The sequence below is a fragment of the Nocardioides montaniterrae genome, from assembly GCF_054782655.1.
In genome coordinates, this window is the sequence record NZ_BAAGSB010000003.1 from 131202 (window position 1) to 157721 (window position 26520).

Sequence of the window (26520 nt, forward strand, 5' to 3'; positions counted from 1 at the left end):
CCGAGCTCCTCGACCACGACCTTGTCCGACCTCACTCACAAGTGAGTGAGGTCGGACAAGGTGGTGTCCTCTCGCCCGATGCGCGCGAGCACGTGGTCGCGCGCCGGAGCGCGGGCTAGGCGAGCTCGATCAGCTCGGCGTAGTCGGCGGACCAGAGGTCCTCGACGCCGTCGGGGAGGATCAGGACCCGGTCGGGCTCGAGGGCGTGCACGGCGCCCTCGTCGTGGGTGACCAGGATGATCGCGCCCTCGTAGCGGCGGATCGCGTTGAGGACCTCCTCGCGGGAGGCCGGGTCGAGGTTGTTGGTGGGCTCGTCGAGCAGCAGCACGTTCGCCTGCGAGACGACGAGCGAGGCCAGCGCGAGGCGGGTCTTCTCACCGCCGGACAGCACGCCGGCGGGCTTGTGGGCGTCGTCGCCGCTGAAGAGGAACGAGCCGAGGACCGAGCGGGCCTCGGTGTCGGTCAGGTTCGGCGCCGCCGACTGCATGTTCTCCAGGACCGTGCGCTTGACGTCGAGCGTCTCGTGCTCCTGGGCGTAGTAGCCGACCTTCAGGCCGTGACCGGCCACGACCTCGCCGGTGTCCGGCTCGTCGACGCCGGCCAGGATGCGCAGCATCGTGGTCTTGCCCGCACCGTTCAGGCCCAGGATGACCACCCGCGAGCCCTTGTCGATGGCCAGGTCGACGGCGGTGAAGACCTCGAGGGCGCCGTACGAGCGGGACAGGTCGTGGGCCGTGAGCGGCGTCTTGCCGCACGGCGCCGGGGTCGGGAACTTGATCGCGGCGACCTTGTCGCTCTGGCGCTCGCCCTCGATGCCGACCATCAGCTTCTCGGCGCGCTTGAGCATCGACTGCGCGGCCGACGCGCCCGACGCACGGGCCTTCATCTTGTTGGCCTGGTCGGTGAGCGTCTTGGCCTTGTTCTGCGCGTTCATCGACTCGCGCTTGCGGCGCGCCTCGTCGGTCTCGCGCTGGTTGAGGTAGTGCTTCCAGCCCATGTTGTAGATGTCGACGACACCTCGGTTGGCGTCGAGGTGGAAGACCTTGTTGACGGTCTCCTCGAGCAGCGCGTTGTCGTGGGAGATCACGATGAAGCCGCCGCTGTAGGTCTTCATCCACTCGCGCAACCAGGCGATCGAGTCGGCGTCGAGGTGGTTGGTGGGCTCGTCGAGGACCAGGATCTCGGCCTGGCTGAACAGGATCCGGACCAGCTCGACACGACGACGCTGACCACCCGACAGGGTCTTGAGCTGCTGCTCCCAGAGCCGCTCGGGAAGACCGAGCGCGTTCGCGATCTGCTTGGCCTCGGACTCGGCGGCATAGCCGCCACCGGCCTCGAACTCGTCCAGCGCCCGCGCGAAGCGGCGCATGCCCTTGTCGTGGACCTTCGGCTCCGGGGAGGCCATCTGCTCCTCGGCCGCCCGCATCCGGCGTACGGCGTCGTCGAGCCCTCGCGCGGAGAGAATCCGGTCGCGGACCATCACCTCGGGGTCGCCGACCCGCGGGTCCTGCGGGAGGTAGCCGAGCTCGCCGGTGCTGTTGACGGTTCCGCCCGCGGGCTCCAGGTCGCCCGCCAGGACCTTGGTGAGAGTGGTCTTGCCGGCGCCGTTGCGCCCCACCAGACCGACCTTGTCGCCGGGGCCGACGCGGAAGCTGACGTTCTCCATGAGGAGGCGGGCACCGACCCGGACCTCGAGCTGGTGCACGGTGATCATGAGGGGTCGATCGTCCCACGGGGAGCGTGCCCGACACACATCCCGGAGCACCGGCGTACTCCCCGCGGCCGCGAACGTGCCCTACAGTGCCGCTCATGGCGCGGTTCAACCCGAAGGCTCGGCTCGACACGTCCCGCATGCAGAACGCCGGTGGGGGCGGTGGTGGTGGCGGCATGGGCGGCGGCTTCCCCGGCCTCCCCGGTGGTGGTGGCGGAGGCATCGGACTCCCTCACATCGGCGGTGGCCTCGGCCTCGTCGTCGCGATCATCTGGATCGCGATCCAGGTGTTCGGGGGCGGCGGAGGCGCAGGCGTAGCGCGCAGCTCTCTGACGCAACACGGGACGACGGTGTCGTCGCAGGGTGGCTACAGCGGCGACTACGCCCAGTGCCAGACCGGACAGGACGCGAACAACTCGATCGAGTGCGCGCTCGTCGCTGTGGAGAACTCGCTGTACGACTACTGGTCCCACCAGCCGTCGCTCGCGAAGAAGGTGCAGTTCCAGCCCGAGAACAAGCTGGTGACCTTCTCCGGTTCGGTGAGCACGGGTGGGTGTGGAACGGCGACCACAGATGTCGGGCCGTTCTACTGCTCCGGCGACGGCAACATCTACCTCGATGAGAACTTCTACAACTCCGTTGCGCCTCAGATCGGGATCGACGCCGGTGACGCGACGAGCTTCGTCCGGGCCTACGTCGTTGCCCACGAGTACGGCCACCACATCCAGGACCTGCTCGGCACGATCAACAACGTGCGCACCCAGAAGGGTCCCGACAGCGACTCGGTCCGGCTCGAGCTGCAGGCCGACTGCTATGCCGGCATGTGGGCCAGCGCCGCGGTGAACACGAAGGATGCCGACGGACAGGCGCTTTACAGTGAGATCACGCAGGACGACATCAAGGCCGCGATCGACGCCGCCGGGCACGTCGGCGACGACTACATCGAGCAGAAGATGGGTGGCAGCGTCGACCCGAATTCCTTCACCCACGGCACCTCCAAGCAGCGGATGGCGTGGTTCCAGACCGGCTACCAGGACTCCTCCGGCGACCTCGGCGCCTGCGACACCTTCCACGCCCAGAACCTGGACGACCCGACCTCGATCGGCTGATCCCCCGACCTGTGTCCTCACTCGTCGGCGGCCGCTGAGAGCGGGTCCATCCGGCCGGCCCGGATGGCCGGCCCGACGGCCGCGAGCACACCGATGACCACGGCGACGCCGGCGAAGCCGACGAGGCCGCCGATCGGCACCCCGAGCGCCGTCAGGTCGTCGGCGAGGGCCTGGCGCAGCAGGACGCCGACGACCACGCCGAGCCCGATGCCGATCAGTGCGCCCACGAGCGCGATCGCGATCGACTCGAGGGTCACCATCCGGCGTACCTGCGCGCGGGTCATGCCGACCGCCCGCAGCAGGCCGATCTCGCGGGTGCGCTCCAGGATGCTGAGGCCGAGCGTGTTCACGATGCCGAGCACCGCGATCACGATCGCCAGCGCGAGCAGGCCGTAGATCATGTTCATCAGGTTGTCGACGCGCTTGTGCAGCTGCTCGGTGAACTGGTGCTTGTCGAAGACCGCGACGTACGGCGTGGCCTCCGTGGCGGCTTCGAGCGCGTCGCGCACCCGCGCGGGGTCGGCGCCGGGCTTCATCACGACGGTGAGCGCGCTGTCCTGACGCGGTACGCCGGCGGCGGTGATCGCCCGCAGCGGCACCAGGACCTGGGCGGTGACGTCGTGGCCGCTGACGACGGCGGCGATCCGCACCTTCACCCGGTGGGACCCGACGACCAGGCCCAGGTCGTCGCCCGCGCGCAGGTGGGTGCTCTGCGCGAAGCTCGCGGTGACACGGACGGAGAGGGGCCCCGGCACCGGCACCGCCGACAGGACCTGGACGCCGTGCGTCGCGTCGTAGTGGTCGTCGACGCCGGCGCCGATGGTCCAGCCGGCCTTCCCGGCGGCGACGTAGTTGACCGGTACGTCCTGCTCGCGCGAGACGACGGCGACCCCTGCCACGGCGGCCACCCGGTCGCCGACCGCGACGGGGAAGGCCTTGTGGTTCGCGCCCTCGATGCGGAAGTCGGAGCTGAAGTGCTGGTCGACGCTGCGCGCGATGGTGGCGTTCAGCGAGGCGGCCAGGACGGCGATGGTGGAGACCAGGGCGAGGCCGATCATCAGGGCCGATGCCGTCGCGCCCGTCCGCCGCGGGTCCCGGCGGGCGTTGTCGGCGGCCAGCCGGCCCGGCGTACCGAACAGGCGCGACCACACGATCCGGCAGAGCCACAGGAGCGGTCCGACGGCGAGGGGGACCAGGGCTGCCGCGCCGACCAGCCACAGCACCGCGGCGAAGCCCACCCACAGCGCCGGTGAGCCGGGCTGCGGGTGCAGGCCGGCGAAGCCGATGGCCACACAGCCGATCCCGGCGAGCAGGGCGCCGGCGCCGAGGAGGCTCCGGCCGATCGAGGCACGTGCGGGAGGTGCCGACTCGTTCCGGATGGCGGCCAGAGGTGCGATCCGGCCGGCCCTCCGGGCCGGGACGTACGCCGCGCACAGGGTCATGCCGATGCCGACCGCGAACCCGGCGACGACCGATCCGGGCGTGAGCACCAGCGTGGACGTGGTGATGTGCAGGCCGAGTGCCGCGAACGCCGCGGCTAGCACGCGGGCGAGCACCCATCCGAGCGCGACGCCGAGGACGGACGCCACCACCCCGACGATCGACGCCTCGACCTCCACGGACGCGACGACCTGGCGCCGGGACGCGCCGAGCGCCCGCAGCAGCGCGAGCTCGCGGGTGCGCTGGGCGACCAGGATCGTGAACGCGTTGGCGATGATGAACGCCGCGACGACGACGGCGATGACCGCGAAGATCAGCAGGAAGGCCGAGATCGCATCGAGGAAGCCTCCGATCAGGTCCTGGGCCTGCTGGGCGACGGTGTCACCCGACACGGCGAGATAGCCCGCGGGAACCCGCGGGGAGGCGGCTGCGACGAGCTGTGACTGGGTGACGCCCGGCGCGGCAGTGAGGGCGATCCGGGTGAACACCCGCTTGCCGCCCAACAGCCAGTGCTGGGCCGCCGGCGTGCTCAGCACGACCAGCGTCGAGCCCGCCGTACCTCCTCCGGAGAACGTGGCCGTGCCGACCAGCGTCAACCGTTCGGGCTGTGCGCCGCCCGGCATCAGCACCTTCACCGCGTCGCCGAGCCGGTAGCCGCCCGCCTTGGTCGCGTCGGCGTCGAGCACGACCTCATGGGGCCCGGCCGGCCAGCGGCCCGAGCCGAGGTCGAGCATCGGCCGACCGTCCATGTTCGGGGCGTCGTCGTGGCCGACGGCGATCGTCGGACCACCGGCGCCCCCGAGCGCGTGGCCGTCGGAGGCCAGCACGGTCAGCCCGGTCGCCTGCACCTCGCCGTCGGCCCGAGCCACCTCCGGCAGGGCCGCGAGGCGACGTACGAGCGCGGCGTCGAGGGTCGTCGGCTGAGCGCTCTCGGTGAGCCCCTTGGCGTAGTCCGCGCGCACGACCGCGTCGGGTGTCGAGCCCGTGACGAGCGTGTGGAAGCTGGTCGACAGGCCGTGACCGAAGGTGAGCACACCGGCCACGAACCCGACCGCCAGCGTCACCGCGAGCGTGCTCATCGCGAGGCGCCACGGACGTGCGCGCAGCGCGCGCAGGGTGAACGCGATCATCGGACCTCAGCGCGCCAGGTGCGCGAGGACCTCGTCGCGCGAGGGCGAGACGAGGTCGTCGACGATCCGGCCGTCACGCAGCACCACCACGCGGTCGCAGTACGCCGCCGCGACGGGGTCGTGCGTCACCATCACCACCGTCTGGCCGAGCTCGTCGACGGCGCGGCGCAGGAACCCCAGGACCTCGGCACCGGCCGCGGTGTCCAGGTTGCCGGTCGGCTCGTCGGCGAAGACGATCGCCGGCTTGGCGAGCAGGGCCCGGGCGCAGGCGACCCGCTGCTGCTGGCCGCCGGAGAGCTGGGCCGGCCGGTGACCGAGCCGATCCGCGATCCCCAGGGCCGAGACGACGGTCGTGAACCAGTCGCCGTCGGCGCGGTGCCCGGCGAGCTGCAGCGGCAGCCGGATGTTCTCCTCGGCGGTCAGCGTCGGGACCAGGTTGAAGGACTGGAAGACGAAGCCGACCTGGTCGCGTCGCAGCATCGTCAGCTGCTTGTCGCCCATCGCGGCCAGCGATCGCCCGGCGATCTCGACGACACCGGCGTCCGGTGTGTCCAGGCCGGCGAGGCAGTGCATCAGCGTCGACTTCCCCGAGCCCGAGGGCCCCATGATCGCGGTGAACCCACCGGCGGCGATCGAGAGCGAGACGTCGTCGAGCGCGCGCACCTCGGCCCCGGCGCCGCCGTACGACTTGGAGACACCCTGGGCGCGCGCGGCGAGCTGGACTGACGTCACAATCCCAGCCTGCCATGGCAAGGTTCCGTCTATGGCTGCGCAGTACGTCGGAGCGATCGACCAGGGGACCACGAGCACCCGCTTCATGGTGTTCGACCACGCGGGCGCGGAGGTGGCGCGCCACCAGCTCGAGCACGAGCAGATCCTGCCGAGGGCCGGGTGGGTGGAGCACAACCCGATCGAGATCTGGGAGCGGACCGTCGCGGTCATCCGCAGCACGCTGGCCAAGGCCAAGCTCCAGGCGAGCGACCTCGCCGCCATCGGCATCACCAACCAGCGCGAGACCACGATCGTGTGGGACCGCAACACCGGCCGCCCGCTGCACACAGCGATCGTCTGGCAGGACACCCGCTCGGACTCCATCGTCGCCGCCCTCGACCGCGACGGCCGCGGTGACGTGATCCGGCACAAGGCCGGGCTGCCGCCCGCGCCGTACTTCTCCGGCGGCAAGCTGCAGTGGCTGCTGGAGAACGTCGACGGAGTGCGCGAGAAGGCCGAGAACGGCGACGCGCTGTTCGGTACGCCGGACACGTGGCTGCTCTGGCACCTCACGGGTGGGGTGGACGGGGGCGTGCACCTCACCGACGTCACCAACGCCAGCCGCACGATGCTGATGGACCTCGAGACGCTCGACTGGGACGACGAGCTCCTCGCGATCTTCGGTGTCCCGCGGGCGATGCTGCCGCAGATCCGCGAGTCCTCCGCCGGGAGCAGGGGGCCGTTCGGGACCACCCGCAAGGACGGCCCGTTCGAGGGCGAGATCCCGATCACGGGCATCCTCGGCGACCAGCAGGCAGCGACCGTCGGCCAGGTCTGCTTCGCGCCGGGCGAGGCCAAGAACACCTACGGCACCGGCAACTTCCTGCTCCTGAACACGGGCACGAGCATCGTGCGGTCCACGCACGGACTGCTCACGACCCCGGCGTACCAGCTCGGCGACGAGCCGTGCGTCTACGCGCTCGAGGGCTCGATCGCGGTGACCGGCTCGGCCGTCCAGTGGCTGCGCGACCAGCTCGGGATCATCCACGAGGCGGCGGAGACCGAGCCCCTGGCGGCGAGCGTGGAGGACAACGGCGGCGTCTGCTTCGTGCCGGCTTTCTCCGGCCTGTTCGCGCCCCACTGGCGCAGCGACGCGCGCGGGGCCATCGTCGGCCTGAGCCGGTTCAACACCAAGGCGCACGTCGCCCGGGCCACCCTCGAGGCGATCTGCTACCAGAGCAAGGACGTCGTCGACGCGATGTGCGCCGACTCCGGCGTACGCCTGGAGACGCTCAAGGTCGACGGGGGAGTCACCGCCAACGAGCTCTGCATGCAGATCCAGGCCGACATCCTCGGCGTCGACGTCAGCCGGCCGCAGGTGCCGGAGACGACGGCGCTGGGCGCCGCCTATGCGGCGGGGCTGAGCGTGGGCTTCTGGGCCTCCACCGACGAGCTCCGCGCCAACTGGGCCGAGGGTGCTCGGTGGCAGCCTCGGTGGAACGACGTACAGCGTGCCCAGGGGTACGCACAATGGAAGAAGGCGGTCGAGCGCACGCTCGGCTGGGTCGAGATCGACTGACGCGTCGGCCACGCCCGACCACCAGGGGGAACCCATGCAACCTGCCGCACTCTCACCGCGGGCGCGCAGCAGCGCGTTGAAGAAGCTCGAGAGCCAGCACCTCGACGTGCTCGTCATCGGCGGTGGCGTCGTCGGCAGCGGCTGCGCACTCGATGCCGCGACCCGTGGGCTCAACGTCGGCCTGGTCGAGGCGCGTGACTTCGCCTCCGGCACGTCCTCGCGCAGCTCCAAGCTGATCCACGGCGGCCTGCGCTACCTGGAGATGATGGACTTCCGCCTCGTCGCCGAGGCGCTCAAGGAGCGCGGCCTGCTCATGCAGCGGCTCGCCCCGCATCTGGTGCGGCCGGTGCCGTTCCTCTACCCGCTGACCGGCCGGGGCTGGGAGCGGTGGTACGCCGGCAGCGGCGTCGCGCTCTACGACGCCATGTCCAAGGCGAGCGGCTACGGCCAGTCCACGCCGGTCCACAAGCACCTGACCCGCCACGGCGCCCGCAAGATGTTCCCGAGCCTGCGCAAGGACGCGCTGGTCGGGGCGATCCGCTACTACGACGCCCAGGTCGACGACGCCCGGCACACCATGTTCCTGGCCCGCACCGCCGCGACGTACGGCGCCGCCGTCGCCTCGCGCACCCGTGTCGTCAAGCTGCTCAAGGAGAGCGAGCGCGTCGTCGGCGCCCGAGTCGTCGACCTGGAGACCGGCCGCGAGTTCGAGATCCGGGCCTCGCAGGTCATCAACGCGACGGGCGTGTGGACCGACGAGACCCAGGCGATGGCACGTGAGCGGGGGCAGTTCCACGTCCGTGCCTCCAAGGGCATCCACCTCGTCGTCCCGCGCGACCGCATCCGCGGCGAGACCGGGCTGATCCTGCGCACCGAGACCTCGGTCCTCTTCGTGATCCCGTGGAAGCGCCACTGGATCATCGGCACCACCGACACCGACTGGGAGCTCTCCAAGGACCACCCGGCTGCGAGCTCCAAGGACATCGACTACCTCCTCAAGCAGGTCAACGCCCACCTCGAGGTGCCGCTCACCCGCGACGACGTCGAGGGCGTGTACGCCGGTCTCCGGCCCCTGCTCTCCGGCGAGAGCGCCGCGACGTCGAAGCTGTCGCGCGAGCACGCCGTCGCCCACGCGGTGCCCGGGCTGGTCGTGGTGGCCGGCGGCAAGTACACGACCTACCGCGTGATGGCCGCCGACGCCGTCGACGAGGCCGTGCACGGCCTGGAGTCGCTGCTCGGTCGCTCGGTCGGCCCCTGTGTCACCGAGGACGTGCCGCTGGTCGGTGCCGACGGCTACCAGGCGCTGTGGAACCAGCGTCGCTCCCTCGCGGTGACCTCCGGGCTGGCGGTCAACCGGATCGAGCACCTCCTGGAGCGCTACGGCTCGCTCACCCTCGAGCTCCTCGACCTGATCGCCGCCGAGCCCGACCTCAAGGAGCCGCTGCCCGGCGCCGAGGACTACCTCCAGGCCGAGGCGGTGTACGCCGTCACCCACGAGGGCGCCCGCCACCTCGACGACGTCCTCACCCGCCGGCTCCGGATCTCCATCGAGACCTTCGACCGCGGGGTCGCCGCGGCGCCGTACGTCGCGGACCTGGTGCGCGGCCACCTCGGCTGGGACTCGGCCCAGCACACCCGCGAGCTCCAGCACTACGTCAAGCGGATCGAGGCCGAGCGGGAGAGCCAGCGCCAGCCGGACGACCTCACCGCCGACGCAGCTCGCAAGGGTGCCCCGGACGTCGTACCCGTCACCCACGCCCCTTCGTTGGTCGAGTAGCGGCGAGCGCCAGCGGGCCGCGTGTCGAAACCAACCCCCTAGGCTCGGCCCCATGGATCTCCAGCTCCGCGACCGCGTCTACATCGTCACCGGCGGCTCGCGCGGCCTGGGCCGCGCCACGGCCGAGGCGCTGGTCGCCGAGGGCGCGCGGGTCGTCGTCTCGGGTCGCGACACCGAGGCCCTGGCCGACACGGTGATCGCGCTCGTCGAGGCGACCGGCGAGGACGTCGCGATCGGCGTACCTGCCGACAACGCCGACCCCGCCACCCCTGCGGCGCTCATCGCGGCGGCGCGCGACAAGTGGGGCCGCCTGGACGGCGCGCTGATCAGCGTCGGCGGACCACCGGCGGGCCGGCTGCTGGAGACGCCGGACGAGGACTGGACCGCCGCGTTCGGCTCGGTGTTCCTCGGTGCGGTACGCCTCGGCCGTGAGATCGGGTCCGTGCTGGGCGAGGGCGGTGCCCTGGCGTTCGTGCTCTCCACCAGCGTCAAGCAGCCGATCGACAACCTGGCGATCAGCAACGGCCTGCGGCCGGGTCTCGGCATGGTGGCGAAGGGCCTCGCCGACGAGCTCGGCCCGAACGGCGTGCGCGTGAACGCGCTGCTCCCGGGACGGATCGCGACCGGCCGCGTCGCCGAGCTCGACGCGAGCACCGACGACCCGGCCGCCACCCGCGCGCGCCACGAGGCGCAGATCCCGCTGCGCCGCTACGGCCGGCCCGAGGAGTTCGGCCGCGTCGCGGCCTTCGCGCTGTCGCCCGCGTCGTCGTTCCTCTCCGGCGTGATGCTGCCGGTGGACGGCGGGATGTCGCGCGGCCTGTGAGGCCTCAGGCGTCGGTACGCCGACCGGCGGCTCGGCCGCGCTCGGTCTCGGCGTCCATCGCGGCCGCGGCCGCGCGCCGGCGCTCGCCACGGTCGCCGTGGTGCCGCTCGTCCCAGGCCAGGTAGCCGAAGCCGCCGGCGGCCAGGATCCCGAAGAACCACCACTGCAGGCCGTAGAAGAAGTGCGGCCCGTTGCCCAGGTCGGGCAGGTCGTTGGGGGAGAGCGCCGTGGCCGGCTTCGGGTCCTCGGACTTGAGCTGCAGGAACCCGTCGTACATCGGGAGGCCGAGCGCCTGCCCGATCACCTTGCCCGAGAGCGCGCGGACGGAGTGGTTGCTCACCGTCGTGCTGGTGCCCGACCAGTCCTGGCGGATCCAGCCGGTCACGGTGACGGTGCCGGACGGGGGAGCGGGGACCTCGGACGGCGCCGGTACGTCGGAGCTGGTGTGCAGCCACCCGCGGTCGACCAGCAGCGAGGTGCCGTCGGCCGTCTTCAGCGGGACGGCGACGTCGACGCCCGGATCGCCGTCGTCGTTGCTGCGGTAGCGGACGATGATCGTGTCGGCGGCGTCGTAGGTCCCGGTGGCGGTGACGACCTTCCACTCGTCGTCGTCGGCGACGGTGTGGTTCGGGGAGAGCACGTCGCCCACCGGCACGGGGGACTGCTCGTAGTTGGCGCGGATCGTCGCGTTCTCGTGCTTGCGGTTCTCGAGGCGGTGGAACTGCCACTCGCCGAGCCACCAGCAGCCGTAGCCGAGCAGGATCACGGCCAGGAAGAAGAGCACCCAGCGCCGGGAGAGGAGGAAGCGCCAGCTCTGCGGGCCATCGTGCGACGTCACGGCCACAACGGTAGGGCGCGCACCTAGACTGGCCGCATGCAGGGCGATCTGGTGGACCGTTTCGGTCGAGTCGCGACCGATCTGCGTGTCTCGCTGACCGACCGCTGCAACCTGCGCTGCACCTACTGCATGCCGCCGGAGGGCCTGGAGTGGATGCCCGCCTCCGAGCAGCTCACCGACGACGAGATCGTCCGGCTGATCGGCGTGGCCGTCGGTTCGCTGGGGGTGCGCGAGGTGCGCTTCACCGGAGGTGAGCCGCTCGTACGCCGCGGCCTGGTCGACATCGTGCGCCGCGTCCGGGAGCTCTCGGCCGACGTCGAGATGTCGGTGACCACGAACGGCCTGGGGCTCGACAAGATGGCAGCCTCGCTGGCAGAGGCAGGTCTCAACCGGGTCAACGTCTCGCTCGACTCGGTCCGGTCCTCGACCTTCGCCGAGCTGACGCGCCGTGACCGGCTGGCCGACGTGGTCGCCGGTCTGGCTGCTGCCGAGGCGGCCGGGCTCGGACCGGTCAAGGTCAACGCCGTGCTGATCCGCGGCACCAACGACGACCAGGCGCCCGAGCTGCTGCAGTGGTGCCTGGACCGCGGCTACCAGCTGCGCTTCATCGAGCAGATGCCGCTCGACGCCCAGCACGGCTGGGATCGCGCGACGATGATCACCGCCGACGAGATCTTCGCGTCGCTGTCGTCGGTGTTCTCGCTGACGCCGGCGTCGGAGCCGCGCGGGAGCGCTCCGGCCGAGCTGTTCGCCGTCGACGGAGGCCCGGCCACCGTCGGCGTGATCGCCTCGGTCACCCGCCCCTTCTGCGGCGACTGCGACCGCGTCCGGCTCACGGCCGACGGCCAGGTCCGCGACTGCCTCTTCGCCCGCGCCGAGTCCGACCTCCGTACGCCGCTGCGGGCCGGTGCCTCCGACGACGAGCTCGCCTCCCGCTGGCGCACGGCCATGCTCGGCAAGGCGGCCGGCCACGGGATCGACGACGTGACCTTCCTCCAGCCCGACCGGCCGATGTCGGCGATCGGCGGGTAGCTCAGGCGAGGTGCGGGACGGTCTCCTTGAGGAAGCCGCGCGCACCCAGGAACGTCTCCAGCGAGCCCCGGTGCTCGTCGCACGCCAGCCACGTCTTGCGACGGTCGGGGGTGTGCAGCTTGGGGTTGTTCCAGAGCAGCTGCCAGGTGGCCGGCGCTCGGCAGCCCCTGGCCGAGCAGACGTCAGGCTCCATCGGTGCCCTCGGTCTCGCCGGGCTCATCCTCGGGAGCGAGCTCCTTGTGCGGCGACATCCCGCCGACCAGGCCCATCGTGGTCTCGCGGGAGTCGCTGGCGTTGGCCATCACCACCGCGACGTACGGCAGGACCAGCGCCAGCAGGATCAGGATCGGCCACAGCCAGTTGACGTGGTTGGCCCCGGCGATGACCGCGCCCACGAAGCACAGGGCGCGGAAGGACATCGAGATCAGGTAGCGCCGCTGCCGGCGGGCCAGGTCGGCCGCGGGGCCGCTGCCGGCCGTGGTGATCCGGATCGCGTCGGATGAGTCGGATCGCGCCATGCTTGGATCCTACGGCGCGTGTCGGCGCCCGGGACGCGCGAGTAGGCTCCGGGACATGTCGAACCGCACCTACCGCGTCACCGAGATCGTCGGAACCTCTCCCGAGGGGATCGACCAGGCCATCCGCAACGGCATCGAGCGCGCGGGCCAGACGCTGCGCCACATCGACTGGTTCGAGATGACGCAGGTCCGCGGCCAGGTCAAGGACGGTGCCGTCGAGCACTTCCAGGTCGGTCTCAAGATCGGCTTCCGTCTCGAGGACGACGAGTAGTCCGACCGTGGCGCGCACGCTCGTCGTCATCCGGCACGCCAAGGCCGAGCCGTACGCCGGTGGCGGCGACTTCGAGCGTGAGCTGACCGATCGCGGCCGGGCCGACGCAGCCGAGGCGGGCCGTTGGCTCGCAGCGCAGGGCGTGGTCCCGGGAGCGGCGTACGTCTCCGCCGCCGCGCGGACCCGCGGCACCTGGACGGCGCTCGCCGAGGCAGCCGGCTGGGACCTCGAGCCGGCGTACGACCAGGCGCTGTACGGCACCGACGAGACCGGTGTCCTCGAGCTGATCAACCTCACCGACGCGTCGGTGGACACCGTGGTCGTCATCGGCCACAACCCGACCGTGGAGATCCTGGCCCAGCTCGTCTCCGACGGCGAGGGCCCTCCCGAGGTGTCCGAGAGCCTCCTGATCGGCTATCCCACCTGCGCCGTCACGGTCTTCGACGTCGCCGTCCCGTGGTCCGAGGTCGCCGAGATGTCCGGTACGCCGCGGGCGTTCCACGTGGGGCGCGGCTGAGTCACGCGAGGCTGCTGCAGGTTTCCCAAGGGATGCAGGGAAACCTGCACTCCCCAAGCGTTACAACCATGGGGATGTGCGGGTTTCCCTGCATCCCTTGGGAAACCTGCAGGCCTCAGACCGGCGGAGCAGGCGTCACGAACCCGGCAGCGGCGTCGGCCGCCTCGATCTCCTCACGGCGGATGCCGAGGAGGTACATGATCGAGTCGAGGTAGGGCACGTTCAAGGTGGTGTCGGCGGCCTCGCGGACCACGGGGCGCGCGTTGTAGGCGACGCCGAGCCCAGCCGCGTCGAGCATGTCCAGGTCGTTGGCGCCGTCACCGATGGCGATGGTGGCCTCGACCGGGATGCCGAGGTCGGCCGCGAACTCCCGCAGCGCGCGGGCCTTCCCGGCCCGGTCGACGATCTCGCCGACCACGTCGCCGGTCAGCCGGCCGTCGACGATCTCGAGGGTGTTGGCGCGGGCGCGATGGATGCCGAGGTCCTGGGCCAGCCGATCGGTGATCTGGGAGAAGCCGCCGGAGACGATGGCGAAGCGGTAGCCGAGCCGGCGCAGGGTGCGGACCAGCGTCCGGGCGCCGGGGTTCACCACGATCTGGTCGTACACCTCGTCGAGCACCGATGCATCGAGCCCCTTGAGACAGGCGACCCGCTGGCGCAGCGACTCGGCGAAGTCGATCTCGCCTGCCATCGCGCGCTCGGTCACCTCGGCGACCTCGGCGCCGTACCCGGCGTGCTCGGCGAGCATCTCGATGACCTCGCCCTCGATCAGGGTCGAGTCGACGTCCATCACGATCAGGCGCTGGCCGTGCCGCAGCAGGGACGCCGGCTGCACGGCGACGTCGATGCCCTGCCGGGCCGCCTCCTTGGCCAGGTCGACGCGCAGCACGGCGGGGTCGATGCCGGAGACGTCGAGCTCGATGGCGGTCACGGGGTAGCGCGCCATCCGCTCGATCTTGTCGATGTTGCCGCCGGCGTCGGCGATCCGCCCGGCGATCGCGCTCATCGCGGCCGCCCTGAGCGGGGCACCGATCACGGTCACGTGCGAGCGCCCTCCGGCGCGAGCGGTGTTGTCGCCCGACCCCTGCTCGATCTCGACCGACATGCCGAGCTCGGCCATTGCCGTCTCGATCGTGGCGCGCAGCCTCTTGCTGTCGCGCGGCGCGGTGACCAGCACTGCGAGCACGAGGCGTCGGCGTACCAGGATCTGCTCGATGTCGACCACGGCGACGCCGGCGTGCGCCAGGACGTCGAAGATCGCGGAGGTGACGCCGGGGCGGTCCTTGCCGGTGACGGAGATCAGCAGGGTGTCGTTCATCGCGGGCCCACGGTATCGCCCGGCCAGCCGTCCGGGGAGAACGCTGCCGTCAGTGCGAGACGCACGGCATGCGCCAGCGGCCGGAGCGCTTCCTGGCGCCGGGTGATCTCCACCGCGCTCACCGCGGCGCCGATGTCGTCGGCGGCGAGGTCCAGCACCCGCCACAGGTGCAGCGCGCGGCCTGCCAGGTCCAGGCAGCGCTCGGGGATCCCGGGCGGCGGTGCGAGTGGCTCGCGCGCCCTGAGGTCGATCAGCTCGTCGGCGATCTCCGGGCGCCAGCGCGCGACGTCGAGCCGGGCCAGCGCGTTCGCCACCTCGAGCACCGCCGACCGCAGCGCCCGGTCGGCCTCACCGAGGTCCGGCGGCGGCCGCCGCGCTGCGTCGTACGCCGTCCACTCGACCACCCTGCCGACGCCGGCCGGCACCAGGCCGGTGCCCGATCCGAGCAGCAGCGCGGCCTCGCCCGCCTCCAGCGCCGCGGCGGTCAACGGTGCGGGCCCGCGGAGCCCGACCGGATCGCCCGGAGCGGGGAACGAGGCGGCGATCGCGTGGGCGCCGGCGTCGCGTTGCGCCGCGAGGTAGGGGATGAGACCGGTGACGCCGCCGACGACCACGTGGGTGACGTCGTCGGCGACGACGGCGTCGAGCAGGTCGTCGGGCCCGATCGCGCCGCGCAACCAGGCCGTGCCCCACCACGCGAGCCGCGCTGACACGGGAAGTGCGGCGTACAGGCTGTTTCGGTCCGTCATCTCGACGCGAGACCTTAGTAGGGTTGCGGACATGTCTGCGGTCCTGGAGCTCGCCGAGGTCAGCGTCCGTCGCGGCGGGGCCGATCTGCTCGACCGCGTGAGCTGGATCGTCCGGGAGGGCGAGCGCTGGGTCATCCTCGGTGCCAACGGCGCAGGCAAGACCACGCTGATGCAGATCGCCAGCGCGCAGATCCACCCGTCGGGTGGCGCCGTCGGCGTGCTCGGCGAGCTGATCGGGACGGTCGACCTGTTCGAGCTGCGTCCGCGCATCGGCGTCACCAGCGCCGCGATCGCCGAGCGGATCCCGCGCGACGAGACCGTTCGGGACCTGATCGTCTCGGCGTCGTACGCCGTGCTGGGTCGGTGGAACGAGGAGTACGACGACCTCGACCACGGCCGCGCCAACGACCTCATGCGCGAGGTCGGCATCGAGAAGCTCGCCGACCGCACCTTCGGCACGCTGTCCGAGGGCGAGCGCAAGCGGGTGCAGATCGCCCGTGCGTTGATGACCGACCCGGAGCTGCTGCTGCTCGACGAGCCTGCCGCGGGCCTCGACCTCGGTGGACGTGAGGACCTCGTGTCCACGCTGTCGGTCCTCGCCATGGACCCGGACGCCCCGGCGACGGTCGTCGTCTCGCACCACGTCGAGGAGATCCCGCCCGGCTTCACCCACGTGCTGATGCTGCGCCAGGGCTCGGTCGTGGCGGCCGGACCGCTCGCGGAGACCCTGACCGCCGACAACCTCTCGACCACGTTCGGCATGCCGCTCGAGCTGTCCCACCGCGATGGCCGGTGGTCCGCGCGCCGGCGCAGCCACCGCAGCTGAGCCGGTTGGTGCGCCGCACCCGTTTGGCCGCTTCGCAGCGCGGATAGGCTCCGATCATGGAGTGGCTGCAGGACCATCACTGGGAGGTCTGGCTCGGCGTCGCGATCCTCCTCCTCATCGGGGAGATGGTCACGCTCGACCTGATCATGGCGATGCTGGCGGTCGGTGCGATCGCCGGGATGACGGCCGCGATCCTGAGCGGCTCGTGGATCGTGCAGGGCATCGTCGCCGCCGTCGTGGCCGTTGCCATGCTGGCCGTCGTCCGTCCGTCGCTGGCCCGCCGCCTCCAGCGCGGCGCGGACATCCGGATGGGCAACGACCGGCTGATCGGCATGCGTGGCGAGGTCCGCGAGCCGATCGGGCCGCTCCAGGTCGGCCGGGTCGCCATGGACGGCGAGGTCTGGTCGGCGAGTGCCGACGCCGACATCCCCGCCGGGGCGACCGTCGAGGTGATCGAGATCCGGGGCGCGACCGCCCATGTCCGCGCCGTGATCGATCCCGCTCAAACCCCGAGCAACAAGGAGATCTGATGATCTATCTGGTCCTGCTGGCGATCGTCTTCCTGTTCGTCATCATCGTGCTGACCAAGACCGTGCGCGTCGTGCCCCAGGCACGGGCCGGCATCGTCGAGCGCTTCGGCAAGTACAAGGAGACGCTCCCCGCGGGCCTGAACTTCGTCGTGCCGTTCATCGACAAGGTGCGCTACCTGATCGACCTGCGTGAGCAGGTCGTCGGCTTCCCGCCGCAGCCGGTGATCACCGAGGACAACCTGTCGGTCGACATCGACACGGTCATCTACTTCCGGGTCACCGACCCCGTCGCGGCGACGTACGAGATCGCGAACTACATCTCGGCCATCGAGCAGCTCACCATGACCACGCTGCGCAACATCGTCGGCGGCATGGACCTCGAGCAGACCCTGACCAGCCGTGACCAGGTCAACAACGGCCTGCGCGGCGTGCTGGACGAGGCGACCGGCAAGTGGGGCATCCGCGTCAACCGCGTCGAGGTCAAGAGCATCGACCCGCCGGCCTCCATCAAGGACGCCATGGAGAAGCAGATGCGCGCCGACCGCGACAAGCGCGCGGTCATCCTGACCGCCGAGGGCCAGCGCCAGTCCGCGATCCTCACCGCCGAGGGTGGCAAGCAGTCGGCGATCCTGACCGCCGAGGGCAACAAGGAGGCCCGCATCCTCGCGGCCCAGGGCGAGCGCGAGTCGCAGATCCTGCGCGCGCAGGGCGAGGGCCAGGCCATCCAGACGGTCTTCCAGGCGATCCACGACGGGCGCCCCGACCAGGCGTTGCTGTCCTACCAGTACCTCCAGATGATGCCGAAGCTCGCCAACGGCGAGTCCAACAAGATGTGGATCATCCCGAGCGAGTTCGGCGAGGCGCTCAAGGGCCTCGGTACGACGTTCGGTGAGATCCCCGGCGTGCCCCAGAAGGTCGACGGCCCGCGCGTTCGCGTCGAGACCGGACCGACCGAGCCCGAGGTCGCCCAGACCGACGCCGAGGTCGAGTCGACCCGGGCCGCCGTCGCCCAGGCGATCGCGGAGGCCGAGTCGGCCGCCCACCCCGGTCGTGAGGACGTCCCGCCGGTCGAGCCCTACGCCCCCGAGGAGGGTGACGAAGGACCGGCACCGGAGTGAGCACACCTCCGTACGGCAGCCTGCCGGACGGCGAGGGGCAGCGTTACCCGAGCTATCAGCCGTACGGCGCTCCGCCGCCACCTCCGCCCGGCCCCGCGTCCACCAACGGTCTCGCGATCGCCTCGATGGTCTCGAGCATCCTGGCGATGCTCGCCGGCTTCGCGACCTGCGGCCTCGCCTGCGTCCTGGGCCTGGTCGGCGCGATCATGGGCCACGTCGCCGACAGCCAGATCCGGCGTACCGGTGAGGGCGGCAGCGGCCTGGCGACCGCCGGCATCGTCATCGGCTGGTTCAGCTTCGTGCTCGGTGTCCTGGCCGTCGTGTTCTTCGTCCTGATCGTGATGGTCATCGGTCACCTGCCGAACATCTACCGCGACCTGTCGGCGACATCCTGACCTGGTTCAGTCCCGGTTCTTGACCAGCGCCAGCACGCCCGAGGCGACCGCGCCGGAGGCGACGACGGCGAGCATGCCGCCGGCAAGAACGGGGACCCGCTTCGACTTCAGCTCGAGCAGCCCGTTGGTGGCGTCGGCGGCGTCGATCGCGACGCCGACCATCGCCAGCCTGGTGCGCGCCTCGCCCGTGGCGGTGAGCGTGATTGCGCCGACGGCGATCTCGCGGGCACCGAACATGCGGCTCATGTAGGGCAGGTGGGCGTTGGTCTCGGGGGAGAGCCCGAAGATCCTGGCGGTGAGCTCAGGGGCGAAGAAGGCGCCGATGCCGATGACGATTCGGCCGAGGGAGAGTCCGGTCACGGGGTCCATGACCCGACCCTAGGGGCGATGCCGCGATCAGTCGACGTACGCGCCCAGCCAGCGGGCGGTCTCGTCGAAGGCGCGGTCGCGCGCGGGCCGCCGCGAGATGAAGACGTCGTGGATGGCGCCGGGCACGGCGGCGTACGTCACGTGCTTGCCGATGGCCGTGGCCCACCGCCGGATCTGGCGTACGTCGAGCACGATGTCGGTCGTCGACACCTTCACGTCGTCCGCGCTCGTCGGCGCCCCCGATCGGTCGGAGGACAGCACCAGCACCGGGCCCGGCACGTCCAGCCCGGCCTGCACCTTGGCGTGCCCCGCCCGGATCGCGGCCAGCCAGCCGAAGCGGACCGGGAACGAGCTCAACGGCTTCCAGTCGAGGTTGAACTCCCACTCGCCGCCGTGGTCCTTGTGCAGTCCCTTGCCGTAGAAGCCCTCGACCTCGCGGCCGAGCACCTGCATCGGGCGGAACCGGCCGATCTGCGTGACACCGAGGTTGACCAGCGGCGAGCGCATGATCGGCTTGCCCTGGAGGTCGAGCCAGGGGGAGTTGAGCACCAGGCCCTCGAGAGCGTCGGGCTGCCGAGCATCGAGCCAGAGGGGCGCGACCAGGCCGCCGGTCGAGTGGGCCACCACCACGACGCGGGTGTGCCCGTCGCGCTGGGTGATGCGCTCCCACGCGGCGTCCAGCTCCTCGAAGTACGCCGTCAGGTCGTCGACGTAGGTGCCCGACTGGTGCGGACGCAGCGACCGCCCGTACTTGCGCAGGTCGAGCGCGTAGAAGTCGTGACCCCGGTCGAGCCACCACTCGGCGTACTCGGTCTGGAAGAAGTAGTCCGAGAAGCCGTGGATGTGCAGGACGGCGCGTTCGGTCGGCTCCTCGGTGGGACGGCTCACCAGCGTGGCGACCACCTCGCCCTCGAAGTCGTCGGCCAGCCGGATCGTCTCCGCCTGCCAGGGCTCGCCGAGGATGTCGGTCTCGCGGGTCACGCCGGAAGTCTGCCAGGGTGCGCCCATGACCATCCAGCGGCTCGCGCCCGACGTCGTCCGGGTGCGTGCCGACGTCGACCTGGTCGTGCGACTGGACGTCGGCCGGCCCGAGATCGAGGGCGCGGTCCTCGCGGCACGCGCGGGCGTGGGCCCCACCGTCGTGGAGGAGGGGCCGCACCACCTGGTCGTCGCGTACGTCGAGGGCCGGCCCCTGTCGCGTGACGACCTCGGCGACGATGCCGTCCTCGGGCGGGTCGTCAGCGCGGTCCGTGCGCTGCACACCGGCGCACGGTCGTCGTACGCCGTCGACCTGCTGGGTGCCACGACCTACCCGGACGGGATCGTCGCGGCGTTGCGGGCCGCACCCGAGCCGACCGTGCTCTGCCACGGCGACCTGACGCCGGCCAACCTGGTCGACGATGGCGAGCGGGTCTGGCTGATCGACCTGGAGTACGCCGGCACCAACGAGCCGGGCGCCGACCTCGGCGGGCTCGCGGCGGGTGGCGAGATGGACGCGGCGGGAGCCGCGCGGCTGGCCCAGCTGTACTACGCCCCCGCGAGCGCGCGACAGGTCGCGCGGGTCCGCCTGTGGCAGCTCGTCGCGCAGCTGCTCTGGAGCGACTGGCTCCGTGGGCGTGGCGGGCCGGGCGATGAGCAGTGGGCCGACCGCCTGGCCGAGCAGGCACGCGTCATCATGGACGCGGACGACTTCGGACGACTTCTCGAGGAGGCCGGCAGTGCCTGACCCGCTGACGACCGATCACGCCCGACCGACCCTGCGGCCGTGGTCGTTCGTCGTCGCCTTCGGCGTGGTCAGCCTGCTGGCCGACATGGTCTACGAGGGCGCCCGCAGCATCATCGGCCCCTACCTGGCCACGCTCGGTGCCTCGGCGACCGTCGTCGGCCTGGTCGCGGGCGCGGGGGAGTTCATCGGCTATGGCCTCCGCGTGTTCACCGGGTACGCCGTCGCGCGCAGCCGTCGCTACTGGCCGTGGACGATCCTCGGCTACGCGCTGACGGTGCTGAGCGTGCCGTTGATCGGGGCCACCGGCGCGATGGTGCCGGCGCTGCTGCTCTACGGCTCGGAGCGTCTCGGCAAGGCTGTCCGCGCGCCCGCCAAGGACACCCTGCTCAGCCACGCGTCCAGCGCGACCGGTCGCGGCAAGGCGTTCGGCGTCCACCAGGCGATGGACCAGACCGGCGCCATCCTCGGCCCGTTGCTCCTGGCCGCCGTCCTCTCGCTGCACGAGGGCGACTACCGGCTGGCGTTCGGCGTGCTCGCGGTCCCGGGTGTCGCCGTGCTCGCGGTGCTGCTCTGGCTGCGAGCCCGCGTCCCCGACCCGCTGGCCTACGAGGAGCCCGAGGGCGGCACCAAGCTGCCGTCGACACCCGACCTCACGCAGAGCCTGCCGGCTCGCTTCTGGTGGTACGTCGGAACCGTCGCGGTCATCTCGTGCGGCGTCGCGTCGTTCCCGCTGCTCGCGTTCCACGCCACCCATGTCGGGCTGCTCAGCGATGCGATGATCCCCATCCTGTTCGCCGTCGCGATGGCCGTCGACGGGCTCACCGGGCTCGTGATCGGCCAGCTCTACGACAGGCGTGGCCCGGTGGTCCTGCTCCTCGTGCCGATCGCCGGCGGTGCCGCCGTCATCGCGTTCGGCCTGCACGCCTGGATGATCTGGGCGGGCGTCGCCGTCTGGGGCGTGGTCAACGGCGTCCTCGACTCGACGGTCAAGGCCGTCGTCACCGAGCTCGTGCTCCCGGCACGCCGCGCCGTCGCCTTCGGCTGGCTCGCGCTGGTCCGCGGCCTGGGTCTGCTGATCGCCGGCGGCGTGCTCGGTTGGGCCTACGACGGGAGCCGGGTGCTCGCCCAGGTCCTCATCGTCGCGGTGAACGCGTTGGCCTTCGTCGCGCTGTTGGTGGTGCTGCCTCGGCGGACCGTGCACAAGTAACACGTCGTCCGCAGGTCTACCGCCCCGTCTTCTGCTCTTCCACGCCGTCGTGACGACGTGGAAGTGCAGAAAACGGGGCGGTAGACGGTCGAACAGCGTGTTACATGATCACGCCGGCGCCGACCCTCAGTGCCGGTAGGTCCCGTGCAGGATCGCCCGGCCGGCGGTCTTGAACGCCAGGTTGAACCCGACGACGGCCGGGGTGGCGGAAGCGTCGACGCCGAGCGACTCCTCGTTCACGGCGTGCACCACGAAGTAGTAGCGGTGGACCTGGTCGCCCTCCGGTGGCGCGGCACCCATGAAGCAGGCCTCGCCACCGTCGTTGCGGACGTGGAAGGCACCCGCGGGGAGGGAGTCGTCCGACGCCCCGGCCCCGGTCGACAACGAGGTCACCGACGCAGGTACGTCGACGACGACCCAGTGCCAGAAGCCGCTGACGATCGGGGCATCGGGGTCGAAGCAGGTGATCGTGTAGCTCTTCGTGCCCTCCGGGCCCGGCTCCCACGACAGCTGGGGCGAGGTGTTGCCCAGCGCGGCGACCTGGTCGTCCTTGAGCGGCTGGCCGTCGGTGACGTCGGCGCTGGTCACCGAGAACGACGGTGCAGCGGGAAGGAGCGGGTACGGGTCGGGCGTGACGGGGCGATCGAGACTCATGCCACCGAAGTTAGTCCGCACCGTGACCCCGCGACAGGGGCCGGGCCCGAGGACCGGCGAGAATGGCCCACGTGACTGACTTTGCGCCGTACCTCTCGGGTCTCCGCCTCGCCGGCCGCCGCGTCCTCGTCGTCGGTGGCGGGCACGTCGCGCAGCGGCGCGTTCCCCAGCTCATCGCGGTGGGTGCGGAGGTCCAGGTCGTCGCGCCCGAGGTCACGATGTCGATCGAGGGCCTGGTCGGCTCCGGCGAGGTCACCTGGGAGCAGCGCCGGTTCGACGACGCCGACGTCCGAGGTGCCTGGTACGTCCTGGCGCTGACCGACGACAAGGCCGTCAACGACCGGATCAGCGCGCTCTGCGAGGAGCAGCGCACGTTCTGCGTGCGGTCCGACGACGCCACCCTCGGCACGGCCTGGACGCCGGCCGTCGGACGCCACGAGGACCTCACGGTCGCGGTCATCGGCAACCGCGACCCGCGCCGCTCGGCCGCTGTGCGCGACGCGATCGTCGAGCACCTCGAGGACGGCGCGTACGCCGCCCCGCACGGCCGTGACGCCCAGGACCTGCGCGCGGGCACCGTCACCCTCGTCGGCGGGGGTCCGGGCCACCCCGACCTCATCACCGTCGCCGGACGCAAGGCGCTCGCCGCGGCCGACGTCGTCGTGGCCGATCGTCTCGCTCCGCGCGAGCTCCTCTCCGACCTGCCGGCGAGCGTCGAGCTGATCGACGTCGCCAAGCTGCCGCGCGGCCGCTACGCCTCGCAGGAGTACATCAACCAGGTCATCGTCGAGCGCGCGCTCGCCGGCAACCACGTCGTACGTTTCAAGGGCGGCGACAACTTCGTCTTCGGCCGCGGCTACGAGGAGATCATCGCCTGCCGCGAGGCCGGCGTACCGGTCACCGTCATCCCGGGCCTGACCTCGCCCGTCTCCGTCCCGGCGATCGCCGGCATCCCGGTCACCCACCGCGGCGTGACCCACGAGTTCAGCATCGTCTCCGGCCACCTGCCGCCCGGACATCCCGAGTCGCTGGTCAACTACGCCGCGCTCGCCAAGATGCAGGGCACCGTCGTGCTGATGATGGCCGTCGAGAACGCGCCCGCCATCGCCACCGCGCTCCTCGAGGGCGGCCGCCCGGCCGAGACCCCGGTCGCGGTCGTCTGCGACGGCACCATGCCGACCCAGCGCACCGTCCTGGCCACGCTCGGCACGCTCGAGCAGGAGATGAGGGCGGCGGAGGTCAAGCCGCCCGCGATCATCGTGATCGGCGAGGTCGTCCGGGTCGCTCATCCCGACGCCTACTGAGCCTCGACGACATGGCTGAGCACGTCGAGATCGAGGACCCGGCCGACCCGCGTCTCGCGGACTACCGGGACCTGCGCGACGCACAGCTGCGCAAGTCGCTCGAGGCCGAGCACGGCCTCTTCCTCGCCGAGGGCGAGAAGGTCGTACGCCGCGCCGTGGCCGGTGGCGCCACGCCCCGAAGCTTCCTGATGGCGCCCAAGTGGCTCGAGGGGCTGGCCGACGTCCTGGACACGACGGACGCACCCGTCTACGTCATGAGCGAGCGGCTGGCCGAGGAGGTCACAGGCTTCCACGTGCACCGCGGAGCGCTGGCCTCGCTCGAGCGGACCCCGCTGCCCAGCCTCGACGACGTCCTCGACGGTGCCCGCTCGGTCCTCGTCCTCGAGGAGATCGTCGATCACGCGAACGTCGGCGCGATCTTCAGGAGCGGCGCCGCCCTCGGCTTCGACGCCGTCCTGCTCGCGCCCCGGTGCGCGGATCCGCTCTACCGCCGTTCGATCAAGGTCGCCATGGGCGCGGTGTTCTCGCTGCCCTGGACCCGCCTGCCCGCCTGGTACGACGCCCTGCCGGACCTCACCGCTCGTGGCTTCACGACGATCGCCCTGACGCTCGCCGACGACGCGGTCCCGATCGAGGAGGCCGTCGCCGGCGTCGACCGGCTCGCCCTCGTGCTCGGCTCCGAGGGCCACGGCCTCTCCGACCGATGGCAGCAGAGCGCCGATCGACGGGCGATCATCCCGATGAGTCGCGGCATCGACTCGCTCAACGTGGCCGCCGCCTCCGCGGTCGCGTGCTACGTCACCGCCCAGCGCTGACGCGCTGGTCAGGGCAGCGTGATGGTCTTCGCGCCGGACCAGTTGCCTGCGCGCGCGGCGGCCACCCTGTTGACCATCGCGTTGGTGGCCTTGACGTAGTAGGTGTTGCTGCTGGACCAGCAGCCGCCGTTGACGATGCCGACGACCGTCGGGTTCTTGGAGTTCATCAGTAGCGGGCCACCCGACGACCCATGCGTGACGCCGGCCGTCTGAGCGCCGGAGAAGTTCCAGAAGTCGGTGACGGAGTTGGTGTAGTGCACGCAGTCGCCGATGTCGGAGCCGGCGGTCGTGACCGTCCCGAAGACCTCCAGCAGGCCACCCTTGAGGTTGAGGGGGTAGGTCGGCGACAAGAGGCCGAGGCTGCTGCTGGGGGTCCCGCCGACGCCGTAGTAGGCAATCCGGCCACTGGCGCCGGGCGCTCCCGAGATTCGGGAACCGCCGCGGGTGTAGCACCGCGCGAGGTGCATGACGGCCCAGTCGTTGGTGTACATGGAGTTGACGCCGGCTGCCCACCCGGTCGGAGACGAGGTGAGTGGCGTGTAGGACCTGTCCGCCCAGCACCGGTAGATGTACTGCGTGCTGTAGCCCCCGCCGCTCTTGGGGACGCGGGTGCGGCCGAGGTCCACGAAGGCGAGGTGAGTGGCGTGGGAGCCGCCGCCGGGGAACATGCAGTGCCCGGCCGTGAGGAACGTCGAGGCTCCGACGAGGGCGCCGGAGCACTGCTCGTCGGTGCCGGCGGAGTTCTCGGTGATGAGGTAGCCGGCTGCGGCCGAGATGTCGCTCATGGGCAGCTTGATGTGGACCTCGCCGTGACCGGTGACGGTAGCCAGCGCGGGTGCGGCGACGGCGATGGTGGCTCCGGCCGCTGCGATGGCCGCGATGCGGCGCCTGATCTTCACGGTGGCTCCCTTGATGTGGCTGGTCGGTGTCATGTGGTTCACCCAGGGAAGCGGACCGTTCGACCTATGAGGGTGGTTTGGCTGTCCGGGAATCGTCCGAGTTGTCGACGCAGGCGTGCCCGGCGAGCAAGGCCCAGCCGAAATCCGGTTGCCGTACGCGGCACCCAGGCGTGACCATCGGCACCGACGAGGTGCCGGCTCAGGACCGCACCGTGATGAGAGGAGTCGTGACGTGTCCATGACTGCCCTTGGCCTGTCCCCGAACAGCCAGACCTCTCACCCCCGGAGCACCCACCTTGTCCCACGACCTCGAGGGGATCGACCCCTCCTTCGTCTTCGACTTCACGACCTATGACGACCTCGCGCCCGGTCAACGCTGGTCCACCTGGCTCACCGTCGAGCCCCTCTCGCGCGGCCCGGAGCCGCGACCTGACTGGCTGGTGACCTCGCAGGGCGCGGTCGACACCGAGCTCGGCATCCTCAAGACCGGCAAGGAGGCCGACGTCTTCCTGCTGGAGCGCGCCGATCCGCACGACCCCGGTCCCGGCGTCGTGATGGCCGCCAAGCGCTACCGCGACACCGACCACCGCAACTTCCACCGCTCTGCCTCCTACACCGACGGCCGATCCGTACGCCGCTCCCGCGACGAGCGGGCGCTCAACCGCAAGTCGGCGTACGGGCGCAGCGTTGCGGCCGGCGAGTGGGCCGCCTCGGAGTGGAACGCCCTGAGCCGGCTGTGGTGCCTCGGCGCGCCCGTGCCCTATCCGGTGCAGATCGACGGGACCGAGATCCTGATGGAGTGGGTCACCGACACGACGGGGGAGTCGGCGCCCCGACTGGCCCAGGTCCGGCCGGAGCGGGCGCTGCTGCAGACCTACTTCGACCAGCTCGTCGACGCGCTGGCGCTGATGGTCCAGGACGGGATCGTCCACGGTGACCTCTCGCCGTACAACATCCTGGCGACCGGCGAGCGACTCGTGATCATCGACCTGCCCCAGATCGTCGACCTGGTCGGCAACCCGGCCGGCTTCGACCTGCTGCTGCGTGACTGCGCGAACGTCTGCGGCTGGTTCCGGGCCCGCGGGCTGGAGGTCGACGAGGGCGCGGTGTTCAGTGATCTGGTCGCGCACGCCTTCTGACCAGACGGGAAGATC

General features: G+C 71.3%; 28 protein-coding genes. 16 read left to right on the forward strand and 12 right to left on the reverse strand.

Annotation, left to right across the window (positions count from 1 at the left end; translation table 11 throughout):
- Positions 1-115: 115 nt before the first annotated feature.
- Positions 116-1714, reverse strand: coding sequence for an ABC-F family ATP-binding cassette domain-containing protein (locus ACYVJ3_RS06825; RefSeq protein WP_460851912.1), 1599 nt, complete (start codon positions 1712-1714; stop codon positions 116-118).
- A gap of 95 nt (positions 1715-1809) precedes the next feature.
- Here ACYVJ3_RS06825 and ypfJ point away from each other — a divergent pair, with 95 nt between their 5' ends.
- Positions 1810-2820, forward strand: a complete 1011-nt coding sequence (ypfJ, locus tag ACYVJ3_RS06830) for a KPN_02809 family neutral zinc metallopeptidase (RefSeq protein ID WP_460851914.1) — start codon at positions 1810-1812, stop codon at positions 2818-2820.
- A 17-nt stretch (positions 2821-2837) separates the two neighbouring features.
- Here the strand turns inward: ypfJ and ACYVJ3_RS06835 are convergent, their stop codons facing one another.
- On the reverse strand, positions 2838-5390 hold the full coding sequence (locus tag ACYVJ3_RS06835; RefSeq protein ID WP_460851915.1) for an ABC transporter permease: 2553 nt from the start codon (positions 5388-5390) through the stop codon (positions 2838-2840).
- 6 nt (positions 5391-5396) lie between these two features.
- Positions 5397-6122 carry an ABC transporter ATP-binding protein gene (locus tag ACYVJ3_RS06840; protein WP_460851916.1) on the reverse strand — a complete coding sequence of 242 codons (726 nt, stop codon included), beginning with the start codon at positions 6120-6122 and terminating at the stop codon, positions 5397-5399.
- 31 nt (positions 6123-6153) lie between these two features.
- On the opposite strand from ACYVJ3_RS06840, the gene glpK reads away from it, so the two are divergent.
- From glpK to ACYVJ3_RS06855, 3 genes are read left to right on the forward strand one after another with little or no spacing between them, the layout of a single operon-like run.
- A complete protein-coding gene (gene glpK / locus ACYVJ3_RS06845; protein WP_460851917.1) occupies positions 6154-7680 on the forward strand; it encodes a glycerol kinase GlpK in 1527 nt (508 codons plus the stop codon).
- Positions 7681-7714: 34 nt separating this feature from the next.
- Positions 7715-9457, forward strand: coding sequence for a glycerol-3-phosphate dehydrogenase/oxidase (locus ACYVJ3_RS06850; RefSeq protein ID WP_460851918.1), 1743 nt, complete (start codon positions 7715-7717; stop codon positions 9455-9457).
- A 52-nt stretch (positions 9458-9509) separates the two neighbouring features.
- On the forward strand, positions 9510-10280 hold the full coding sequence (locus tag ACYVJ3_RS06855) for an SDR family oxidoreductase (protein WP_460851920.1): 771 nt from the start codon (positions 9510-9512) through the stop codon (positions 10278-10280).
- 4 nt (positions 10281-10284) lie between these two features.
- Here ACYVJ3_RS06855 and ACYVJ3_RS06860 read toward each other — a convergent pair whose 3' ends face one another.
- Positions 10285-11118 carry an SURF1 family cytochrome oxidase biogenesis protein gene (locus ACYVJ3_RS06860; protein WP_460851921.1) on the reverse strand — a complete coding sequence of 278 codons (834 nt, stop codon included), beginning with the start codon at positions 11116-11118 and terminating at the stop codon, positions 10285-10287.
- A gap of 36 nt (positions 11119-11154) precedes the next feature.
- Between ACYVJ3_RS06860 and moaA the strand changes: the two genes are divergently transcribed.
- Positions 11155-12150 (forward strand): GTP 3',8-cyclase MoaA, encoded by a 996-nt coding sequence (gene moaA, locus ACYVJ3_RS06865; protein WP_460851923.1) that lies wholly within the window; start codon positions 11155-11157, stop codon positions 12148-12150.
- 1 nt (position 12151) lies between these two features.
- Here the strand turns inward: moaA and ACYVJ3_RS06870 are convergent, their stop codons facing one another.
- Together ACYVJ3_RS06870 and ACYVJ3_RS06875 are read right to left on the reverse strand one after the other, a co-directional pair.
- Positions 12152-12343, reverse strand: coding sequence for an acetone carboxylase (locus ACYVJ3_RS06870; RefSeq protein WP_460851925.1), 192 nt, complete (start codon positions 12341-12343; stop codon positions 12152-12154).
- Positions 12333-12668, reverse strand: a complete 336-nt coding sequence (locus ACYVJ3_RS06875) for a DUF3099 domain-containing protein (RefSeq protein ID WP_460851927.1) — start codon at positions 12666-12668, stop codon at positions 12333-12335. Before ACYVJ3_RS06875 ends, ACYVJ3_RS06870 begins: the two co-directional genes overlap by 11 nt.
- 55 nt (positions 12669-12723) lie before the next feature.
- Here ACYVJ3_RS06875 and ACYVJ3_RS06880 point away from each other — a divergent pair, with 55 nt between their 5' ends.
- Positions 12724-12939 carry a dodecin gene (locus tag ACYVJ3_RS06880; protein WP_460851929.1) on the forward strand — a complete coding sequence of 72 codons (216 nt, stop codon included), beginning with the start codon at positions 12724-12726 and terminating at the stop codon, positions 12937-12939.
- A gap of 7 nt (positions 12940-12946) precedes the next feature.
- The gene (locus ACYVJ3_RS06885; RefSeq protein WP_460851930.1) at positions 12947-13456 is read left to right on the forward strand and encodes a SixA phosphatase family protein; all 510 of its coding nucleotides are present in this window, start codon (positions 12947-12949) and stop codon (positions 13454-13456) included.
- A 115-nt stretch (positions 13457-13571) separates the two neighbouring features.
- Here the strand turns inward: ACYVJ3_RS06885 and serB are convergent, their stop codons facing one another.
- Both serB and ACYVJ3_RS06895 read right to left on the reverse strand, forming a co-directional pair.
- Positions 13572-14774, reverse strand: a complete 1203-nt coding sequence (serB, locus tag ACYVJ3_RS06890) for a phosphoserine phosphatase SerB (RefSeq protein WP_460851932.1) — start codon at positions 14772-14774, stop codon at positions 13572-13574.
- Positions 14771-15523 carry a hypothetical protein gene (locus ACYVJ3_RS06895; protein WP_460851934.1) on the reverse strand — a complete coding sequence of 251 codons (753 nt, stop codon included), beginning with the start codon at positions 15521-15523 and terminating at the stop codon, positions 14771-14773. The genes serB and ACYVJ3_RS06895 overlap by 4 nt, the downstream gene beginning before the upstream one ends.
- Before the next feature lie 31 nt (positions 15524-15554).
- Between ACYVJ3_RS06895 and ACYVJ3_RS06900 the strand changes: the two genes are divergently transcribed.
- The 4 genes from ACYVJ3_RS06900 to ACYVJ3_RS06915 are packed head-to-tail and all read left to right on the forward strand — an operon-like array spanning position 15555 to position 18392.
- Entirely contained in the window at positions 15555-16349 is a 795-nt protein-coding gene (locus ACYVJ3_RS06900; RefSeq protein WP_460851936.1) for an ABC transporter ATP-binding protein, read from the forward strand.
- Positions 16350-16405: 56 nt separating this feature from the next.
- Positions 16406-16879 carry an NfeD family protein gene (locus ACYVJ3_RS06905; protein WP_460851938.1) on the forward strand — a complete coding sequence of 158 codons (474 nt, stop codon included), beginning with the start codon at positions 16406-16408 and terminating at the stop codon, positions 16877-16879.
- A complete protein-coding gene (locus ACYVJ3_RS06910; protein ID WP_460851940.1) occupies positions 16879-17997 on the forward strand; it encodes an SPFH domain-containing protein in 1119 nt (372 codons plus the stop codon). Before ACYVJ3_RS06905 ends, ACYVJ3_RS06910 begins: the two co-directional genes overlap by 1 nt.
- Entirely contained in the window at positions 17994-18392 is a 399-nt protein-coding gene (locus ACYVJ3_RS06915) for a DUF4190 domain-containing protein (protein WP_460851942.1), read from the forward strand. The genes ACYVJ3_RS06910 and ACYVJ3_RS06915 overlap by 4 nt, the downstream gene beginning before the upstream one ends.
- Positions 18393-18398: 6 nt before the next feature.
- Here ACYVJ3_RS06915 and ACYVJ3_RS06920 read toward each other — a convergent pair whose 3' ends face one another.
- Together ACYVJ3_RS06920 and ACYVJ3_RS06925 are read right to left on the reverse strand one after the other, a co-directional pair.
- Positions 18399-18761, reverse strand: coding sequence for a DUF4267 domain-containing protein (locus ACYVJ3_RS06920; protein ID WP_460851943.1), 363 nt, complete (start codon positions 18759-18761; stop codon positions 18399-18401).
- Positions 18762-18788: 27 nt separating this feature from the next.
- Positions 18789-19742: an alpha/beta hydrolase gene (locus tag ACYVJ3_RS06925; RefSeq protein ID WP_460851944.1), complete on the reverse strand. Its 954-nt coding sequence runs from the start codon at positions 19740-19742 to the stop codon at positions 18789-18791.
- A gap of 25 nt (positions 19743-19767) precedes the next feature.
- Between ACYVJ3_RS06925 and ACYVJ3_RS06930 the strand changes: the two genes are divergently transcribed.
- Positions 19768-20487 carry a phosphotransferase gene (locus tag ACYVJ3_RS06930; RefSeq protein WP_460851946.1) on the forward strand — a complete coding sequence of 240 codons (720 nt, stop codon included), beginning with the start codon at positions 19768-19770 and terminating at the stop codon, positions 20485-20487.
- Positions 20480-21694: an MFS transporter gene (locus tag ACYVJ3_RS06935; protein WP_460851948.1), complete on the forward strand. Its 1215-nt coding sequence runs from the start codon at positions 20480-20482 to the stop codon at positions 21692-21694. The genes ACYVJ3_RS06930 and ACYVJ3_RS06935 overlap by 8 nt, the downstream gene beginning before the upstream one ends.
- Positions 21695-21820: 126 nt before the next feature.
- Here the strand turns inward: ACYVJ3_RS06935 and ACYVJ3_RS06940 are convergent, their stop codons facing one another.
- On the reverse strand, positions 21821-22348 hold the full coding sequence (locus ACYVJ3_RS06940) for a YbhB/YbcL family Raf kinase inhibitor-like protein (protein ID WP_460851950.1): 528 nt from the start codon (positions 22346-22348) through the stop codon (positions 21821-21823).
- A 62-nt stretch (positions 22349-22410) separates the two neighbouring features.
- On the opposite strand from ACYVJ3_RS06940, the gene cobA reads away from it, so the two are divergent.
- Together cobA and ACYVJ3_RS06950 are read left to right on the forward strand one after the other, a co-directional pair.
- Entirely contained in the window at positions 22411-23652 is a 1242-nt protein-coding gene (gene cobA / locus ACYVJ3_RS06945) for a uroporphyrinogen-III C-methyltransferase (protein WP_460851951.1), read from the forward strand.
- Positions 23653-23663: 11 nt separating this feature from the next.
- Entirely contained in the window at positions 23664-24467 is an 804-nt protein-coding gene (locus ACYVJ3_RS06950) for a TrmH family RNA methyltransferase (protein WP_460851952.1), read from the forward strand.
- An 8-nt stretch (positions 24468-24475) separates the two neighbouring features.
- Here the strand turns inward: ACYVJ3_RS06950 and ACYVJ3_RS06955 are convergent, their stop codons facing one another.
- Positions 24476-25366 (reverse strand): trypsin-like serine peptidase, encoded by an 891-nt coding sequence (locus ACYVJ3_RS06955; RefSeq protein WP_460851954.1) that lies wholly within the window; start codon positions 25364-25366, stop codon positions 24476-24478.
- Positions 25367-25662: 296 nt separating this feature from the next.
- On the opposite strand from ACYVJ3_RS06955, the gene ACYVJ3_RS06960 reads away from it, so the two are divergent.
- Positions 25663-26505 (forward strand): serine protein kinase RIO, encoded by an 843-nt coding sequence (locus tag ACYVJ3_RS06960; protein ID WP_460851956.1) that lies wholly within the window; start codon positions 25663-25665, stop codon positions 26503-26505.
- Positions 26506-26520: the final 15 nt, after the last annotated feature.